At 51.5% G+C, this 17,274-nt stretch carries 19 protein-coding genes; 3 read left to right on the plus strand and 16 right to left on the minus strand.

Features of this window, described 5'->3' with window-relative positions; all coding sequences use genetic code 11:
• Position 1: 1 nt before the first annotated feature.
• The 16 genes from mobP2 to BBB58_RS15005 all read right to left on the minus strand — a co-directional run bounded on the left by mobP2 (position 2) and on the right by BBB58_RS15005 (position 14,469).
• Positions 2 to 1,156, minus strand: a complete 1,155-nt coding sequence (mobP2, locus tag BBB58_RS14675; RefSeq protein WP_074037999.1) for a MobP2 family relaxase — start codon at positions 1,154 to 1,156, stop codon at positions 2 to 4.
• Positions 1,149 to 1,400 (minus strand): hypothetical protein, encoded by a 252-nt coding sequence (locus BBB58_RS14680; protein WP_074038000.1) that lies wholly within the window; start codon positions 1,398 to 1,400, stop codon positions 1,149 to 1,151. The genes mobP2 and BBB58_RS14680 overlap by 8 nt, the downstream gene beginning before the upstream one ends.
• Positions 1,401 to 1,592: 192 nt before the next feature.
• A complete protein-coding gene (locus BBB58_RS14685; RefSeq protein WP_074038001.1) occupies positions 1,593 to 2,432 on the minus strand; it encodes a coiled-coil domain-containing protein in 840 nt (279 codons plus the stop codon).
• Entirely contained in the window at positions 2,433 to 3,011 is a 579-nt protein-coding gene (locus BBB58_RS14690) for a hypothetical protein (RefSeq protein ID WP_074038002.1), read from the minus strand.
• A gap of 30 nt (positions 3,012 to 3,041) precedes the next feature.
• Positions 3,042 to 4,148: a lysozyme family protein gene (locus tag BBB58_RS14695; protein WP_084543133.1), complete on the minus strand. Its 1,107-nt coding sequence runs from the start codon at positions 4,146 to 4,148 to the stop codon at positions 3,042 to 3,044.
• On the minus strand, positions 4,148 to 6,100 hold the full coding sequence (locus BBB58_RS14700) for a VirB4 family type IV secretion system protein (RefSeq protein WP_074038003.1): 1,953 nt from the start codon (positions 6,098 to 6,100) through the stop codon (positions 4,148 to 4,150). Before BBB58_RS14700 ends, BBB58_RS14695 begins: the two co-directional genes overlap by 1 nt.
• Positions 6,101 to 6,117: 17 nt before the next feature.
• On the minus strand, positions 6,118 to 6,738 hold the full coding sequence (locus BBB58_RS14705) for a TraC-like domain-containing protein (RefSeq protein WP_074038004.1): 621 nt from the start codon (positions 6,736 to 6,738) through the stop codon (positions 6,118 to 6,120).
• A 1-nt stretch (position 6,739) separates the two neighbouring features.
• Positions 6,740 to 7,039: a DUF5592 family protein gene (locus BBB58_RS14710; RefSeq protein ID WP_074038005.1), complete on the minus strand. Its 300-nt coding sequence runs from the start codon at positions 7,037 to 7,039 to the stop codon at positions 6,740 to 6,742.
• Positions 7,040 to 7,045: 6 nt separating this feature from the next.
• On the minus strand, positions 7,046 to 9,004 hold the full coding sequence (locus BBB58_RS14715) for a pLS20_p028 family conjugation system transmembrane protein (RefSeq protein WP_074038006.1): 1,959 nt from the start codon (positions 9,002 to 9,004) through the stop codon (positions 7,046 to 7,048).
• A gap of 15 nt (positions 9,005 to 9,019) precedes the next feature.
• Positions 9,020 to 9,436 (minus strand): hypothetical protein, encoded by a 417-nt coding sequence (locus BBB58_RS14720; RefSeq protein WP_074038007.1) that lies wholly within the window; start codon positions 9,434 to 9,436, stop codon positions 9,020 to 9,022.
• A 16-nt stretch (positions 9,437 to 9,452) separates the two neighbouring features.
• Complete coding sequence (locus BBB58_RS14725) at positions 9,453 to 9,695, minus strand: hypothetical protein (RefSeq protein ID WP_074038008.1); 243 nt, start codon at positions 9,693 to 9,695, stop codon at positions 9,453 to 9,455.
• A 16-nt stretch (positions 9,696 to 9,711) separates the two neighbouring features.
• Positions 9,712 to 12,075 (minus strand): VirD4-like conjugal transfer protein, CD1115 family, encoded by a 2,364-nt coding sequence (locus tag BBB58_RS14730; RefSeq protein WP_143180279.1) that lies wholly within the window; start codon positions 12,073 to 12,075, stop codon positions 9,712 to 9,714.
• 14 nt (positions 12,076 to 12,089) lie between these two features.
• Positions 12,090 to 13,190, minus strand: coding sequence for a hypothetical protein (locus BBB58_RS14735; RefSeq protein ID WP_074038010.1), 1,101 nt, complete (start codon positions 13,188 to 13,190; stop codon positions 12,090 to 12,092).
• A 66-nt stretch (positions 13,191 to 13,256) separates the two neighbouring features.
• Complete coding sequence (locus tag BBB58_RS14740; RefSeq protein WP_012390467.1) at positions 13,257 to 13,481, minus strand: hypothetical protein; 225 nt, start codon at positions 13,479 to 13,481, stop codon at positions 13,257 to 13,259.
• 12 nt (positions 13,482 to 13,493) lie between these two features.
• Positions 13,494 to 13,676 carry a hypothetical protein gene (locus BBB58_RS14745; protein WP_074038011.1) on the minus strand — a complete coding sequence of 61 codons (183 nt, stop codon included), beginning with the start codon at positions 13,674 to 13,676 and terminating at the stop codon, positions 13,494 to 13,496.
• Between the two features lie 298 nt (positions 13,677 to 13,974).
• A complete protein-coding gene (locus tag BBB58_RS15005; protein ID WP_167365536.1) occupies positions 13,975 to 14,469 on the minus strand; it encodes a helix-turn-helix domain-containing protein in 495 nt (164 codons plus the stop codon).
• 367 nt (positions 14,470 to 14,836) lie between these two features.
• On the opposite strand from BBB58_RS15005, the gene BBB58_RS15650 reads away from it, so the two are divergent.
• The 3 genes from BBB58_RS15650 to BBB58_RS14770 all read left to right on the plus strand — a co-directional run bounded on the left by BBB58_RS15650 (position 14,837) and on the right by BBB58_RS14770 (position 17,191).
• Entirely contained in the window at positions 14,837 to 15,028 is a 192-nt protein-coding gene (locus tag BBB58_RS15650; protein ID WP_369126282.1) for a helix-turn-helix domain-containing protein, read from the plus strand.
• Between the two features lie 550 nt (positions 15,029 to 15,578).
• Positions 15,579 to 16,334 (plus strand): hypothetical protein, encoded by a 756-nt coding sequence (locus BBB58_RS14765; RefSeq protein WP_074038042.1) that lies wholly within the window; start codon positions 15,579 to 15,581, stop codon positions 16,332 to 16,334.
• 50 nt (positions 16,335 to 16,384) lie between these two features.
• Positions 16,385 to 17,191 carry a hypothetical protein gene (locus BBB58_RS14770; protein WP_074038013.1) on the plus strand — a complete coding sequence of 269 codons (807 nt, stop codon included), beginning with the start codon at positions 16,385 to 16,387 and terminating at the stop codon, positions 17,189 to 17,191.
• Positions 17,192 to 17,274 lie beyond the last annotated feature (83 nt).

The raw sequence follows: 17,274 nt of genomic DNA on the forward strand, positions 1-17,274 counted from the left end.
CTCACTTTCCATATTCGATGTCCCGCTCCAGCTGTTCGAAAGCGCGTTGGTTCTTCAATTGTTCGAACTCGTCATTCATGTGCCGTTCGATCCGGTAGAGGGATTCGGTGAATATCTTTTGTTGGTTGAATGCGCGTCTGACCGGATGTATAGGGGCTCTATTTTTCCCAACTACCGTTTGTTCTTTTGACAAATCGCGCATCTCGGAGAGGATGACATTCCCCATTCGGGTGTAGAGGTCCTGTCGCTTCGTCATCCGGTAACGCTCGGCCTTCTCCGTGTCGCCGTAGCTGCGACGATGGAACGACACCTCCTGTTCGAGCCGCTCGTTGAAGGCTTGGAACTCCTGTTTGAAGTGAATATCGATATAACGGTCGGTCAGACAATCGAGCGATTCACGGAGCGGCTGCATCCCGTTCATGTTGTAGCGCCACTGTCGTTTGTCTTCCGGTAACTGTTCATAGATGTCCTTGAACTGACGGACGAGCTCGGGATGCAGGACACGGTTCGGGAGAGTTTGGATCTTCCGGTTCCGTTTATGGGCGATCAGTTCGTCTCTGATGAACGCGTTCAGTTTCTCCTGTTCTTTCGTCCGGTCGGCGAGGGAATGGATGACCTTCGACTTCATCAGCTCAATCGATTTCGGTTTACGTTTGCCGCGCTCGCGCATGTGGCTCGTCTCGACGATGGCGATATGCACGTGGATGTTGTCGGTATTGTAATGCACGGCGCCGGTCCAATAGGCGTGGACCATCTTCTCTTTTTGGAGCATTGAATCGACCGCGTCCCGCGTCGCCTGAATCAATCGCTTCTCGTCGACGAGGTCGTCGTGAAGCACACCGGTCTCTCGAAGCCAGGCGTTATCGAACGAGATGACGTCCTGCCAGAGGATGCTCCCTCTCACTTGCGCATGCTTGAAGATGTCGCGGACGGCGCGACGCTTTTTGTCGCTCAACCGGTCGTCCTCGCGTGTGAACAGACCGCTCGATTTCGTCTCGTCTTCCATATAGTCATGATACGTCTCGAACTGTTCGCGGCTATCTTTCGCGTCCGGTCGATTGATGTAGTCGAGGTATGTCGTATAACGACGCGACTTCTTTTTCGTATCCGGCACCTTAAATTTCGACTTGATAACGACGCCCGGCGTCTCACGCATCCTGCATCACCTCGCTCAACAAACGGGCCACTTCGGCGAGCTCGTCCGCACTCCGTTTCAAATGGAGCGTGTTCGCCTCGAGCTGTCGTTCCAGTCGCTCGACCTGCGTCGATTGGATGCCGTTCGCGCACCAGGAGGCGAGCAGTTCTTTCAAATATTGTTGCCGAGAGCGGTTATGTTCCTTCGCCCATTCATCGATCTGCTTCACGATGACGGGGTCGATGTCGCGGAGTAACAGATCCATCTACCTGACCACCTTTCTAGAGGCTGTATATTGCTGATGTCCGAAAAGTTCGTTCAAAGAGCATAAGGGGAAACTGCTATCACTTGTCGTGATAGCCCAGGCAGAGCCTGGGGTTTCCGTGATATCACCAAAAGTCCGAAAACGGCACGAAATGTGCCAGTAAAACCAGCGATTTGGCACGAAATGTGCCATTTAAATCGATAGTTCCCGGAGCCGGACGCGCAACTTGTCGTACTTTTCTTCGAGCGCTGAGACCGACTGTTCGAGCTTCTCGAGCTCCAAGTTAAGCTCATCACGTTTCCGGCCGAGGTCGAAGATCTCGTTCTCCTGTTCGACCTGTTCGTCGAGCGAGAGATAGGAGAGTTCGCCTTCGAGCTCCTTTTTGTCACGGTCGAGCCGCTCGATTTGTTGCCGCTGCGCTTCGACTGACTGCTGCGCTTTTTCTAACTGGCGCTCGGTCTGCGCGAGCTCGTCCTCGACGAATAGTCTCGTGAAAGTTGTCTCATCAGATGAACTGTGGTTCGCCTGTTCGATGGTCCGGCGGTCGGCATAGAGGGACGTCAAAAGACTGTTCTCCCGTTCCTCGGGTGTGAGTACGTCGACTGATTGTGCCTCGTCCACTCCATAGATTCGGACGGCGATCTGGTCGAAGTCGTTCGGTACGTCAACCAGTTCGAGCACGTACTGGTCGTTCCAATCGTAGAGCAAATCAACTTCCCTCTCGGAATCCGGACGTGCCTTGTAGACATAGCGGAAGACATGATTGTTTGTGTTACCCGGTGCGTCATCGAGCGAGAGTCGGATGCGTATTGTCTTGGCCTCCGTATCGTAACTGCACGCGTGGAGCGTCACGGTCTCCCCGTTTGAGAGACGGATTGCCTCGTTGATCGGCGTCTCATTGACAGGTGCCTCCTCGGCGAAGAAGAACGACGAGGTACCGAAAAAGAGGAAGCCGACGACAAAGAATACGCCGAGTACGAGGTAGAACCGGGAGACGTTTTGGGTGAGACGCCGTCGTGTTTGTCGTCGCATCTAGATTCCTCCTTCAGGTGTCAGGTCTTCCATTTCGATGACGACCAGACGTCCTTCGATGGACTCGAACGTCAGGACCAACAGTTCTTGCGTCGTCTCTTCATAACCCGTCTCGGTGATCAACAGGTGCTGTTCGAACCGTACGAGGCAATCTTCTCCGGAGACAGAAGGGAACACCTCGATGTCGCGGACGGTCGTCTCGAACGTGCCGACGTCACTGCCGTCAGCGGCGAAGAGCGTGGCCGCGAGTTCCTCCGACATGACGTCCTTCGCCTGTCGTTTCTGGGTCGTGTAACTGTCCTTCGTGATGGTGAAGGCGTACTCGACGAAGCGCGTCGCGCGTGTCGTCAGCTCCTCCATTCGTTCCGTCTCCTTCGAAGCGACGACTTGTTCGGTGTCCGCTGACGTATCCTCGGAGGTTGCCGATTCAAGGGAAGTGACGCTCTCATTTTTCGTCTCACTAGGGTCTGAAGTACTCGTGACAGCCGTCGCTTGTTGATAGAAAAAGGCGTTCGCCGCGAGTGAAATAAGAAGCAGTACCCCGAACAGATACGCGAGGTGACGTGCGGTGAAGTTCATTCTTCCTCCTCCTTTCCATACATCCGTGACTCAAAATCCGAAGACCGGGGCGGGGTCGATATGACCGGACCATTCGCTCGTCTTGATCTCGAAATGCAGATGGTTCCCGCTCGATCGACCTGTCGTGCCGCAGTACCCGAGCGCCTGCCCAGAGTCGATCTGTTGCCCGGTTCGGACGTCGAGACGACTCAGGTGCGCGTACGCCGTGATGTAGTTGTCGTGTCGGACTTGGACGAGATTGCCGTACGGTCCGCGGTTCTCGCTATAGATGACGGTGCCGCTCTTGACCGCGTGGATCGTGTCGGACGGGGTGCAACTGAAGTCGATCCCGGTGTGGTTGTCCCGTTGTCCGAAGACGATGCGCCACCCGAAACGCGATGTCACGTTGAGCGGGATGACGAGCGGGGAACGTAACCCCGACATCAGTTCTTTCGTGATGACCCCGTCGGCGACGGCGACCGGCGCGAGGTATTTCAACACCGCGTCGACGTATTCGATGTCCCCATAACAGGCACCGTGCTGGACCGCGCTCGGACGATGACAGCGGTAGATGCCGGTGTGTTTCACGCGTTGGTACATCATTTGGGAGAACGAGATGGCGAGCTCTTTCGAGTACCGTCCTCCGTTCTGTTGCACATAGTCAATAAAGCCGCCTCCGAAGTTGTAACTCTGTAGCGTGAGCTGCACGTCACGGTTCGCCCGTTCGAAGACGGAGGCGAAATGTTCGACGCCGTAGACGATGCTCTCCTCGGGTGAGGTGATGCACCCAATTCGTCCACACTTCGATTCGCTCGCCTGCATCGGGTCGTTCCCACGCCCGCCGCTCTCCTGCATCATGAACGCGAGCACGAGGTTCGTCTGTTCAGCCAGCCCGTGCTTCGTCAGTTCCGATTCGACCAAGTCTCGATATTGGAGCACCTGGTCACTCACCTGGAGACCACCGGCCGTGTCGAACGTGACGTCGGTCGGTTGTTCGTTCTGGACACCCGTGAGCGTGTCGAGGATTCCGACGACGAGGATGACCAGGAACAAGACGAGTGCCGCGATGCCGAGCAGGATGAGTCGCCATTTGAGCGTCGCGAGTTGCCATTTCGCTGTGACGGCGAAGCGGGCCGTCCGTTTCGCGGACGCCCACATCAGGCACCTCCACCGAACAGGGCAAGTTCCTCGGGCGCGACGTCGACGTCAAAGATAAGGTTCTGCACGCCCGAGATGCTGAGGACGACACGCCCCGTCTCGAGCGAGGGAATGATCCGCATCTCGGAGTTCGAGAGTTGGCCATCGAACACCTTCTGGATGATTGGGATGCTCTCCGCATCCTGCTCGCCGATGATCTTGTACTGCGTCAATTGGAAGAGCGATTTGACGTTCTCCGCGTTCTCGGACTTCGATCCGGCCGGTACGAAGTCGGTGATCAGATGCGACACGAAGAAGATGCCGCCGAAATATTTGCGTGCCTCGCGCATGCAGCGTTGCAGATACAGTATGGCCGGTTGCGCGATGTCGCGCGTGTTGATCAAGTGGTGCGCCTCATCGATGACGATGAGGTACTTGCATGCCTCCTCGGTCCGGAGAACGCCCTGGTTATAAGCCTTCAGTTGACTCGAACCGTTGGCGATCATCCCGTCCCACAGCATGTTCATGAGCGAGAAAACCTGCGCCTGGAACACCTCGTCCCGCAGGCTCGTCAGGTTTCGGAGCGGGAACGACACGATGAGCTCCTCGTCGAACCGGTCGATCGAGGAGTGTCCGTCGAAGATGTTGCCGTAGTTATGGACGAGGTTCGTGACGGCGAGCTCGATGTTCTCGAGACGTCGCACCCGGTTCGGACTGATTGCGTCCTTGATTGAGGTACGCGTGTCATCCGTGTAGAGCTCACGACGCACGAGCTTCAAAAAGTCGGAGAACGTCGGGTACCGGTTCGCCGGATGCGTCGTGATCGGAAGTTCACCCTGCTCGTCCCAGAGTCCGTGTCGAACGTATAAATCGCGAAGCAGGATCTCGAACTCGTTCGTCTCTTCCTGCGTCGCCGCCGGGTTGATGTAGTGATAGAATACGGACATCTTAGACAGATGTTGCATGAACGAGAGCGCCTCGTTGGCACTGCCGTCGTTATTCGTCACCGTCTTATAGACATGGAGCGGGTTGATGAGCCCGGCCGACCCGTCGAGCGCGATTTCCTTTCCCCCGAGCTGGCGCACGAGGTCGGAGAACTCGCCCGTGACGTCGAGGATGCGGATCTTGTTGCCTTTGATTGCCTGATCGAGCACGGTCTTCTTGAGGAGCGTCGACTTCCCGGACCCCATCTTGCCAATCATGAGTGCGTTATAGAACTTGCGCTGTTTATCCTTATGGAACAGGTCGAAGATGACGCTACCGTTCGTATCAGTCGTCCCGTAATACGTGCCGGTCGCGTCCTGGAGCGACGTGAAGTGGAACGGATAGCCGCCGGCGATGGAAAGGGACGGGATCTCTTTCCCTCGGCGCCGGTTCGGGAGCTTTTGTTGCTGGTCATAGCTCGTAAACAGGCTCTGCCATTCCCATTCCTGTTCGTTCAGGAAGATCGTTGAGCGGAAGTTCCGAGCCTCGAGTTCTTCCATCACTTCCTGTACTTTCACCTCGAGCGTGTCGAGCGTCTTCGCCTTCACATAAAGGCGAAGATGTAGATATTTCATCGTCTCGCCCTGGGTGATCTGTTCGTAGAGCTCGTTCAGTTCCTTATATGTCTCGCGGGCGTCGATGCGGTCGATGTTGTCTTTTGCGTTCTCGAAGCGTGTGTTCTGTTCGGCCATCGACTTGTTGATGGTCTGGATGATCTCACGCTTGTCGACCGTCCCGATGTCGAGCGTCGTCAAAACGCCTGGCATGTTCAGGATCGGTTCGAGCCAGTAGTCATAGACGAGCGACTGATATTTATAGACATGGAGGCACGAGAGATAGCCGTCACCGAGCCGGACGAAGTTGGCGTCGAACTTAATGCCGCCCTGCGGTTGGATTTTGGCGATGACGTCGGGGTTATAGCCTTTCTCGATCTTGACGGTCTCCGGGTCCTGTTGTCTGGACAATTTGTCACGCAGACGCTGCCACATATGCGTCACTCCTTTCTTCAAGCGTCGAGTTGTGGTTTCGTGTTCGGGTTGTTCAGCTGGTAGAGCACATGGACCTTCTGGTCGAGCGTCAGCTCGCGCATCGGGTTCGAGCGGCGGAGCAGTTTATAGAGGTGTGTCTTCCGCTCGCGTAACGTCCGTTCGTCGTCTGCATAAAAAAAGAGGAGATAATCGCGATTGGTGCGATGCTCCTCGAGGTATTCAAGCTCCTGCTTCTTCTTGAGTAAGAAGGACAGGTAGGCCGGTGTCTGATTTTGTCGAATCTGTCGCTCGATGCTGATCTTCTGCCGTTCGAGACTGAGTGGCGTGTTCAATGGCACGACCTTGAGCGGGTACGTGTACGCCTGGAGTAGGTATGCGAGTGAGAACACGTCATGGTCCTTTTCCTCCTCGTTCAAGGAGTAGATGTCCTTTGAGGTGAGCTGGATCATGTCGAGATAGGTCCCGTCGCGCATCTCGAACGACTCGGTCCCGGTGATGTCGACGACCGGCATCAGTTCGGCGACCGTCGGTTTGACGACGACCTTGTCTTTGACCTTCCGTTTCTCGACCAAGTCGCGTTCGTCGAGCCAAGTGCCCGTGCGTCTCGGTTCTTGAAGCGACTCCTCGATAAAAGCCATCTCAATCACGTCCTTTCGTCTGCGCGTCGAGTGCGAGATAGGTGTCTTTGCGTTTGATGAGCGCGTAGTAGAGTGCGTGGACCATCCGCTTCTGCGGGTTCGTCGCCGGCCGCAGTACCATGAACAGCCCGAAGACGACGAGAAAGACCGTGAACGGGATGTGCAGCACCGACGGGATGAATGGGAGCGTCACGAGTCGGAGTACGATGAGCCCGACGAGGAACAGGAAGTCGTGCAAATAGAGCATCTTATTGATTTTCAGTTCGGTTGTGACCTCGTTCGGAATCCGATAGTTACGCATGGGTCATCACTCCTTTTTCTTCGTGTTGTCAGGTCGCGGTGGCGAGGTCGGATAAATCCGTCGTGACTCTTCCTTGTGCTGGCTATGACGATGCGTCTGATTCTCACGCACCTGTTCGATGACCTCGGTCTCGACGTCGAGCACGGTGTCCTGATGGATGGTCCGTCGGGCGCGGTCTTGGCGTTTCTCTGTTGACGCATCATTCGAACCCGTCGTAGGTGACGAGGACGAAGATGACTCGTGTGAATGTGGTGCCTCATGAGGTGGTGGTGACGTCGCATCGTTTCTGGCTACCGATTCACTTTGACCGGACGCATTATCAATCGTACGAGTGACCGGTTCGAGAGATGATGAAGCTGGGCTTGGAGAATGACCAGAGCTCGAATGATTATGAATCGACTCCGGTATTTGCGTCTCGGATGACGTCGTTCGATGGTCGGGCCCACGTTCGGTATTTGATTCAGGGTTCGTCGCATGAATCGATTCTGGAGACGAAGTACGCTCTGATGCTTCTTTTAGGTGTGTAGAGTCTTGCGATTCCGGTTCTGATTCTGATTCTTGACCACTGATTGGTTGCGCAACGTCCTTCGGATTTGTCGGTTTCTCTTTGTCGGTCTGCGTGCGACTTGCAGTTTGGTTCTCCTGAGCGACACCATCTGGATCGGTTTGTCTCTCGGTGTCCATCCGCTGTGAAGCTTGGTCCGCTACACTAAGTGTTGAACCGTTATGCGGCATGGCATTCGAATCCATCCGCGTCGTCGCGGCCTCATGGAGTGAGGGCATCTTTGGTGCGCCCTGTGCGGCACGCGCGACCTTTGAGACCGCCTGGGCACCGACCGAGGTCACACCTTTCCCGGCGGCATAGGCGCCGAGCGCGACACCCCATCCTCGTTTGAGCCCGGCATCAATCCCGAACAGCCGCTCGACCATGTTCGGTCCGTCGATCAATGCGACCGAGAAGGCGATGAGGGCGATTAGATAGGCGAAACCGTCCAACGTCTCTGCGAGATAGGCGGTCCCGATCGTGTACAGTTTAATCGAAACGAAGATCAGGATAATCACGAGGAACGTGTTCAAAATGCTCTGGATGACCTTTTTCGTCTTTTGACCACTGTGAAGATCGGCCGGTGCGACGAGAATCGCCAGGACATAGTTGAAGGCAAGCTCGAACGACAGACGCGCCAGTTTGTAGGCAATCGAGAACAACGTGAAGCCCATGATCCCGAGTGTCACGAAGATGGTCAACCAGTTCGGCTGATAGCGGTAGTAATACTGGTTGTTCCACTCGACACCACCTTGATCAAGTTTACCGAGACTTGTCTCTTTTCCGTTCCATAGAATATAGGACTCGGCCAATTTGTTTCCGGTTGCCGATAAATCATAGTTGTTCTTGTCGAAAATCTCATTGATTCGGATATTATCAATCAACCCAGTCGGAATGGCATTTAATGATTCGCCGGTAGCAACATCAAATTTCTTCGAATCGTGCTCAATCAAATCATGTACATTCCGTTTTAAGATACTCTCAGATAATGATGCTTCTCCGTCATAAAGCGAATCTGTCCCGATTTCTGCGACTGCTTCATCAGAAAACTCCTGAATTCGACTCATAGTTGGTGAAAGTAAACCTAAGATCAATAGTGTGATGAACAGGTTGATCAAAAAACTCTCACGTTCAAATTTCTTTTGGAAAATCAACAAGTACCCAGTGAACATGAAGCTTCCTGCTAAAAGAACATACAAAAAAGGTTGAATCGTAAGAACGAATTCAACCACTTGGTCATTATTGAAAAATGTATTGGTTAATAGGATTTGATCCGTGATTGATTCAAGGCCGTCAATCAAGACCGATAGTCCTCTGACAAGAATCCATCCCATTGAGCGTAGTGCGTCATTGACCATACTACTGATTTGGAGTACGTCTTCATATTCCTGTAATTTGGTTATTAAATCGGAATCAGCCATTGAAAGACCCCCAATCTACTGAGTCCTAGTAAAGAAATCCGATAACTGTTGTTCGTAATTTTCCGCCGTCAACATCCCAACATTGATTTCATCTGTGACGTTTCCATCTTGAATGGAGTATAGAACGGCACCTTTTAGTTCGTCAGTGTATTCAAAGTTACCACGATCGACAAGTTCCTCGCCATCTGGCTGAAACGTATTATAAAGCGTGACTTGTTGACTCTCTTCGTTCGCTACCTCTTTTACGAATTCAACAAACTCTTCGAGTTCACCATCTTCTTCTTTTACAATCAGCAAATAATCATCCTCTTCGGCTGTCATGACCTTCTCAACGTGTTCAATATCACGTTGAACCAAAGACTCATTGGAATTTGAGCAAGCTCCAAGTAAAAACAAGCTGATTCCTAAAGTACCCGCAAATAGTTTCCTCATAACGTTTACCCCTCCGTCAGACGATTTTCCCCTTTAATAGATCCGCGACTTTCAGGTTGACGCGGAAGTCGAACTTATCTATTAGTGTAACAGTTTTCGGAGTGTCTGAGGTGTCGTCCTGATAGACGGTCAGAAAGCCGTCGATTGTCTGAATGTTGAGCACATCGCCCCGTTCGAGGCGGACGCGTTGCGTCTCGATAATTCTTGCAACGACACGCAATTCGTTCTGGATTCGCTTCTCTCTCGCACTCTCGGCCATGGGTTCGGCCTCCTCTCTACGGTGTGCCTTGCTTCAGTTTCTCGAGTCGTTTCGCGATCATCGTGCTCAAAAAGCTCTTCTGGCTGTCGGTGACGTTGTAAATACCTAGGTTCAGATTCGTCTCGAACTCGGGGAGGGACATCCCACCGATGTCATGCCCTTCGAACATCGAGCGGAGGATGCTGTCCTGAAGTACGTCACGTACCGTCAAGAACGTGTCTTCCTGTTTCGATGGCGCGTTGCTATCCGTCTCGTCTTCTTGCTTCGCGAAACGGACACGGATTTGCTCGAAGTCGAGACCGGCGTGACGGCAGGGGATGTCGATATCATGCAGGGAGCGGTCCGTGTCGAAGTCGTCCGCCAGGTATTCGTAGCGGTACTTCATCGCCGTCTTGCCGGTTAGGAAGATGGGATACGACTGGATACGCCGTTTCTTCGTATCTTGACGCTTGATGACACGGATGATGAGCATCTCGCCCTCTTTGAGTCCCATGACCTCGGTCGCTGTCATGAGCCGACGGCCGTCCACGTTCTCCGTCTTCGATTTCTTGAGCGAGAAAGTCTGTCCGGACCGCGATTTCGTGACGATGGTCGCCTCACCGAGCTTCTTCGAAATCAGTTCGGCGGTCGACTCGTCCGCGGTCAACAGATAGTGCGTATTCCCACAGTTGCCGTCAATCGTCTTCCAATCCTCTCCGTATAGGTTCTCGAGTTGGGAGTAGGCCTGGATGACGAGGTTGAAGCGCATGTTCCGGCCGAGACAGACTGTTATGATGTTGGCCATGCCTTCGATCGGCGGCATGTTGCCGAACTCATCGAGAAGGAAGACGACCTGCCGCTCGCATTTGCCTTGTATAGCCTGCGAGGCGACCCGGGCGAGCGCCGTGTATACCTGTTTGATGTAGAGCGACGCGATGACGTTGAATGTCGGGTCATAGTCCGGGACAATCAGGAACACCGCCACAGGTTGGAGTTGATGCATCACTTCACGAATTTGGATAGAACCGTCGATAGAGTAATCGAATTGTCCGGTTTCCTCGACCTGCGCTTCCAACTGAATCGTTGAAGTACTTGAGTCGGTCGAGATTTGAACGACGTCTCCTGTTCTAAGTGACGACGCGTGGTACACGATGAAGCTGCCATCGTCGTCCGTCGTGAGCGCATGGGTCATCCCATCGGGGAACGTGAACGTAAGACGGGTCAAAGGCTCGCTCCGTCCGCTGATCCAGCGGTTGAATCCGATGCGTCGCATGTCGAGCGAATTCATCGACGTCAGCTTCCCAGTCCCGTTCAACGTGAAGATTCCGAGTTTCGCATTCGTATTGGCCAGGATACTGGCCCGTGTCTGTCCACCTGAGAAATGGAGTGTCGCGAACTGGAGCCGGGCTGGGTGGTTCTCCGGGAACCGTTGAAAGAACTCGTCGAGTGCCGAAATCTCCTGTCCTTGCCGCGTCACGACCGTCCGCGACCCGAGGTCCGAGAGCATGAGCGCGACGTTGTACATGTTGATCTTCTCCGGCGTGTCCTTCGACTCCTCGCAAAGTCCGAGGATGAGCGCCGTACACAGGTCGATTGACGAGTTGGCCCAGAACGGGTCCCGCGCCTTCGGGTCATGGTACAACATGAACGCGACCGATCGCGCATACTGTTGGGCGAGTGAATAGTTCTCTTCTAAAAATGCGTCAATCGTCAGTTGCAACAGGTTGTACGACATCGATTGGAGCGGGTTCATCAGGTTCAATACCTCGACCTGATAACCGCGTTGCTCGAGCGTCTCCTTCGATGCGGCAAAGAGCTCGCCTTTCGGGTCATTGATGATCAGGCTCGCTTGATCACTGGCTCGACTGTACAGGTCGATCGTAGAAAAGACGAACGTCTCACCCTTCCCGGATCGGGTTGTGCCGATGACGAGGTTGTTGACGGGCGAGTCATCGACGAACAGCTCGTTCTTGACCCGTCCGACAGGGACACCACCTAATCCGTCATACCGTTTCTTCCGGTCGGGGACGCGGCGGTACTGTTGCTTCAATTCATCGAACGAGGTGAAACGGGCGCTCCCTTTCTGATTCTTCCGCAGGTCACGGAAGTTCAGCCAAAGCTTCCCGAACGTGACAATCCCGATGAAAAGACTAATCGCAATCAGCCCAATCGAGACGATCGAAGAGGGAAGACTCACCTCCAAGAACAAGGAGGGTGAGAGCGTCGGAATCGTTGTCCCGGCCAACAGCCCGTCTTGTACGATTGGGGTCATGATTTGTCGAATGATGTTGTAGACCCCGTTCAGCAGATAAAAAATCCCAGCCGGTACCACCAACAGGCAGAACAGGGCAGGGAAGATCAGACGTATCGGGAATCGTGGTGACAGAGACTGAGTTCTCAATTATTTCACCTACCTTAATCTGAATAAAGAATTGTTTCTAGGTCAATTTCTTCAGCAGCGATAGCGGCTTGAACCTTCTCACGAGCTGCGGTGTCCTTGCTAGATGTTTTCTTTAGTTTCTCGTTCAGTCCGTCGATCGTGGCCGTAACGTCTTGGTATTTATCAATCTTTGCTTGTACGGTAGGGTCGTTTGTCTTGGACGCCCAATCGTTCGCGGACTCGATGTCCTCGAGAAAGATATAGGCAGTCACTTTCGCAGAGACTCGGGGAGCGGTCCACTCCACGTCATCCATCTTGGTCACAATCTCATGGTCCCGTTCCAGTGTCGCGATATCGAACGCGCCCTCATCGGTCGGATGTGACGCTTGGAAGTCCCGGAGACGTTCCAATTTTTCCTGGTCGGATAGATCGAGCTCGGCCAGCTTTGTCTCGATCAGGATAGGGTCATCCGTGAGCTCGAGCGCCTTCTGGTCTTCTCCTTCTGCCAGATAGAGGTCGACCAATAGGGCATCCTCTTCCTCGGACCGATCTTTCCGTTCCAGTAAAGCGATGAGCGAGGATTCCTCACCTTGGAGTGCCTGTTCATAGGCATCCAACCACGTCTGTTCGACGCCGGTCACCTGTTCAGCGTGCGCCTCTTTATCGATGAACCATTGCGCGGCAGTGAAGAGTGAGGTGAATAGAATCCCGGCCGTGGCCGCCCCGTAGATGAGGCGGCGCTGCAGTCGGGTCAGTCGTGACTGATAGGTCGACGATACAATTGGGTTCGATTTGGCGGACGAACGCTTATAATCATCCGGTGTCTCGGACTCGATCTCGTCGAGGAGCCACATCTTCTTCGAGTTATCCTCTTTTTTCGTTCGGATCCGTTGCACCCGGTCCTTCACTTGATGATACAGATTCGGATAGGTGCCTCCGGTCCCGAACGTGAACGTCCCTCGATAGAGCAGCTCGTCTTTCTGATCGAAGAGCCGGAATTCACCTGAACAGTTCGTACCTTCCTCGCTAAGGAGCTGGTGAAGATCATGTGTCGCGACGATGGCATCGGCGAAGGTGAGCCGCTCATAGTTCTGGATCCGTGTGTCCGGCACGTCGGTGAATCGTACAAACAGCATCTCGTTCCTCCTCTCGTTTCAAGCAACAAAAAAAGCCTTCCGACTGGAACGCTTCGCGAGTGTTCATTAGAATTTGATGTTCTGGTCGACCATCTCGGCGAGCGTGAACGCGCCCATGACGATAATCAGGCCGACGGCGCCACCGACGAGCCAGCCGACGGCCTTCGAGCGGCCACGATCCCCGCCGAAGATGAAGTAGAATCCTCCGATCGCGAAGGCGATGGCCGCGGCGATGACGGCGAGTCCCTGGAAGAACTGAAGCAAGCTGAGCCCTGTCTCATTAAGTCCCATGTCGTTCCCCCCTTAGTCCTGGTGCGCCGGCGACTTGAAGCTGAGCTTCGCCTCGAGCGCCTCCAAAATGAGTTCCTGGTTGTCCTGGATGACTTGTTGATGTTGCTCGTCGAGCCACTCCTCGTAGTCCTTTCCACGGATGCGTAAGAGTTTTTCTGCGAAGCTACGTTTCTGTTTTTGTTCTTTTGATGCCACAGTACACACTTCCTTCCCTTGATCTCGTGATGTGCAGCAGCACATCATTAAGGACAGTCGGATTCGGTGCGGTGGGTTTCTAGCCGTTCCCCCACGAACTCTGCTCCTCGTGAATCAAAGGAGCTGTACAGGGTTTTTCGATGACCCGGAACGATTCTGTGACCTAATGGCGAGTTTTAGGGGACTCTCGCCGAACCATCTATGCGTAGATCCCGCCCACCCGGTCACTGGTGAGGGACACGCCGATATGTGATTGGATTAGACCATCCTTAAGGATGTGCTGCTGCGTCGATGTCGATTACTGGTGGACTCTTTTTCGCTTCTTGACATGGATGAGCTCATCATCCGGGTTCTTGCGCTTGGCGAGCACGTGGGCGTCACAGACGACCGTACGGATTCGATAGTAGAGTTGCGTCAACTGAACCGCTTCACCGCTCGCCTTCTCGATGCCGATGAAACCGTGCAGTTCATACGTCTTCCCGTCGAACGTGCGAACCGAGTCGGCCTGCGGCAGTTCCTTCAGGTCGAACCGACGGCGCTCGATCTTGGAGACAGAATGTTTTGCACCGTAGCCGTATCCAAATTCGATGGCTTCCCATGGAACCGTCGCAAGCGTGTGTCCGAATGCGCGGGCCAGATGATTGATGTCGGCAATCGATGGCGTCGAGCGGTTCTGTTCGTATTGACTTATAGCGGGCTGTGAAATCTCTCCAAACGTCTTCTCTGATAATTCAACCTGTGACCAGCCTGAGAGCCGGCGGTTCTCCTTCAACCACTCCCCGAATCGATACATAAGCCTTCCCCTTTCTGTTAACCAGAGCGGCGACCAAACAGATGTTTCCTTTTGTTGGTTCCAATATAGCAGGATTAAGCTACAAAGAACATCAGTTTTCTGATATGTCAGAAATTTTACAATTGACGATTCTTGTCGAATCCGCTCTATACAAGGGATAAAGAGCAACAGTAACTCAATATTTTTTGTTTTGTAGCACAACTGTAAAAAATAAAGCATTGTAGATAGAAAATAATGACAAGTATTTTGATTTCAAGAGATTATGGTAGGGTAGAGGAATAGAAGAGTTCATAAAGAATAAGTGATGAAGAGAGTACATAGATCGTGGGGTGAGCAAGTGGAGTTGAACGAGGCAATCATCGAGCGGATGAAGGAGCTCACTGCGGAACGTAATTTGACCATCCATCAAGTCGTTCAGAGAGGTGGATTGAATCAGGCGACAATATCAGAACTAATGAACGGTCGTACGAAGCATCCTAAGATAAGCACGATTCAGAAATTTTGTGACGGACTCAATATTACCCTAAATGATTTTTTTGATGATAGACGCTTCTATTGAAGCCTATTACCCATGAATATGGACACGTCAGGATTATAGTCCATCTTTATATGTAAAATATAGAAAATAAAAGTGTATTAGATACATCAATTAAAATCTGATATTATAAAAAAAGGAATATTTTTATTATTATTGAAATTAAATCGCTTGGATTTGAGGTACTTAGATGGCAGGATACATATTCAACTTAAATAGCATGGATGCACTAAAGAGAATCGTTCAAACGGGAGTGTACTCAACCAGGTTCAAGCAAACGAATAAGAAACATTGGTCGGTCCACCACGAAGGCACTTTCGCAGATTTCCTCTCGATGAGACCAGGGGACAACATCTACTTCTTCCATAAAAGAAAAATTTATGGAGTCGGTGAGTTAATATCCATCGACGGAGACTGTATCCACCTCAACTATCCTGCAGCCCTCAGTCCTCAACCAGAAAAAGACGATTATTCCCTAGATAAGATGATACTGAACGAGGCAGAGAGTGATAAGAATTACAGATTACTTTGTACATTCGAAGGTTCCCCTAACTTTTTCATTAAAGGCGTGGACATGGACGAGATTTTAAAATCTAATCCTTCGGCATTTCGAATCTTGCGAGCGTTCTGGAAACTGTCGTTCATTAAAATCGATAATTTAGAGAATCGAGCGCTGTTCGACAAAATCATGAAAGAGAACGAGGAGTACATCGGGTCTGTGGACGAGGATTCGGTCTTTCTGTTCGATAAAACGATTCACCAGCGCATTCTAGGTTTAAGAACAAGTAACAGAGGGAGATATGAGGTGTCCTCGATTCCAATCTTAGAGGCAGCCTCTTCAGGTGATCGAATCAGACATGAGATGGCCGTCGAATCTGCAATCATAGACTCGATTACGAATAATCTGTCCAACAATATATTTGGAAGATGGGAGTACGTCAGCCATCAGGTCATCGCATCACCTTTCAAACCGATAGACTACATGGACAAGATTGATATATTCGGATTCAGATTTATTCCCGGGTTCGAGACCGTTTCCAAATATTTAATGATTGAGATTAAAAAAGACAAGGCAGACATCGGGGTGATCGGTCAGTCATTAAAATATGTGGACTGGATTGAGCAGGAGTATTGTCATGACTACTCGATGATTGAGGCATTCATCGTCGCACGCGACTTTCCTGACGTGGTCATCGCCGAACGAAACAGAGCGGGGAAGAGATTTTATACAAAGGGCCGTCCCGGCAGGAGCCATGAATGGAACGGATTACGTTTAATTAAATATGATTACGATAAAATGAACGGAATCCTTCTGTTCACAGAGATTTGAAACAATCCAATACCAACGCAAAAAATAAATAATCAAAAGGGGAACCCTACATGAATTTTCCTGACGAACGAGAGATACAAAAACTAGAAGACGAAATCTCGTCTTTTATCTTGGAATACACTGCATGCTATTTAGGCGGTTCTGACTCAGAAGGTACACTTAGAGAATTCGTAGAAACACATTCAATCTGGACTTTTGATCATACAGACGTACTCAACAGAGTCTACAATCAATCCCTAGAACTCGAGTCAAAAGACCTCAAAAATCAATTACTTTCCGATTTGGTCAACTATCCGCTTTACAAATGGGAGAAAGATTACATCTCACTATTCGATTCATACGCCTATGTTGATTTTGAGTTCTTATTTTCTGCCTTAGAAAAAGAGGAGTACAGGGAACTATATAAAAGAAACAGTTTGACCCCTAAAGCAGCCACCTCTCGTCTGCTCATCTTAAACTTTTTTTATCATATAAACAAACGAAAGTCCTATTTAATCAAAGAACAGGAGAAGTCGCAAATTGTAGAGGTTAACAAACATGAGATCGTCAATGAAGGAACCGAATACTCATCTGATAATTCAGAATATAACTATTGGATGGACGTTCACGAAGGGGAGGTCGATGTCAATCGCGGATACTATATTAGTGAATTACCTGAGCCTGACATGACATACCTTGATTTATGTCATCATATCTCTAGTTCTTCATATCTTCTTATCCCATATCTGGATGCGTGTCTTGCTTCACCGTTCATCAACGCCCATGAAAAGAAAGAACTGATCTCTGAAATTGAAAACACCTTCAAAGACTTGTTATCTACTGACGAAATGAATGTTTTAATTTCCCTTCAGCAATGAGTATCGCTCTTATGAACTGAATGTTTTATCTAAAATCAAAATCGGGAAAGACGGGGAATCCCGGTCTTTCCCGATTTTGATTT

This window comes from Exiguobacterium profundum, from assembly GCF_001909285.1.
GTDB classification, from domain to species: domain Bacteria; phylum Bacillota; class Bacilli; order Exiguobacteriales; family Exiguobacteriaceae; genus Exiguobacterium; species Exiguobacterium profundum.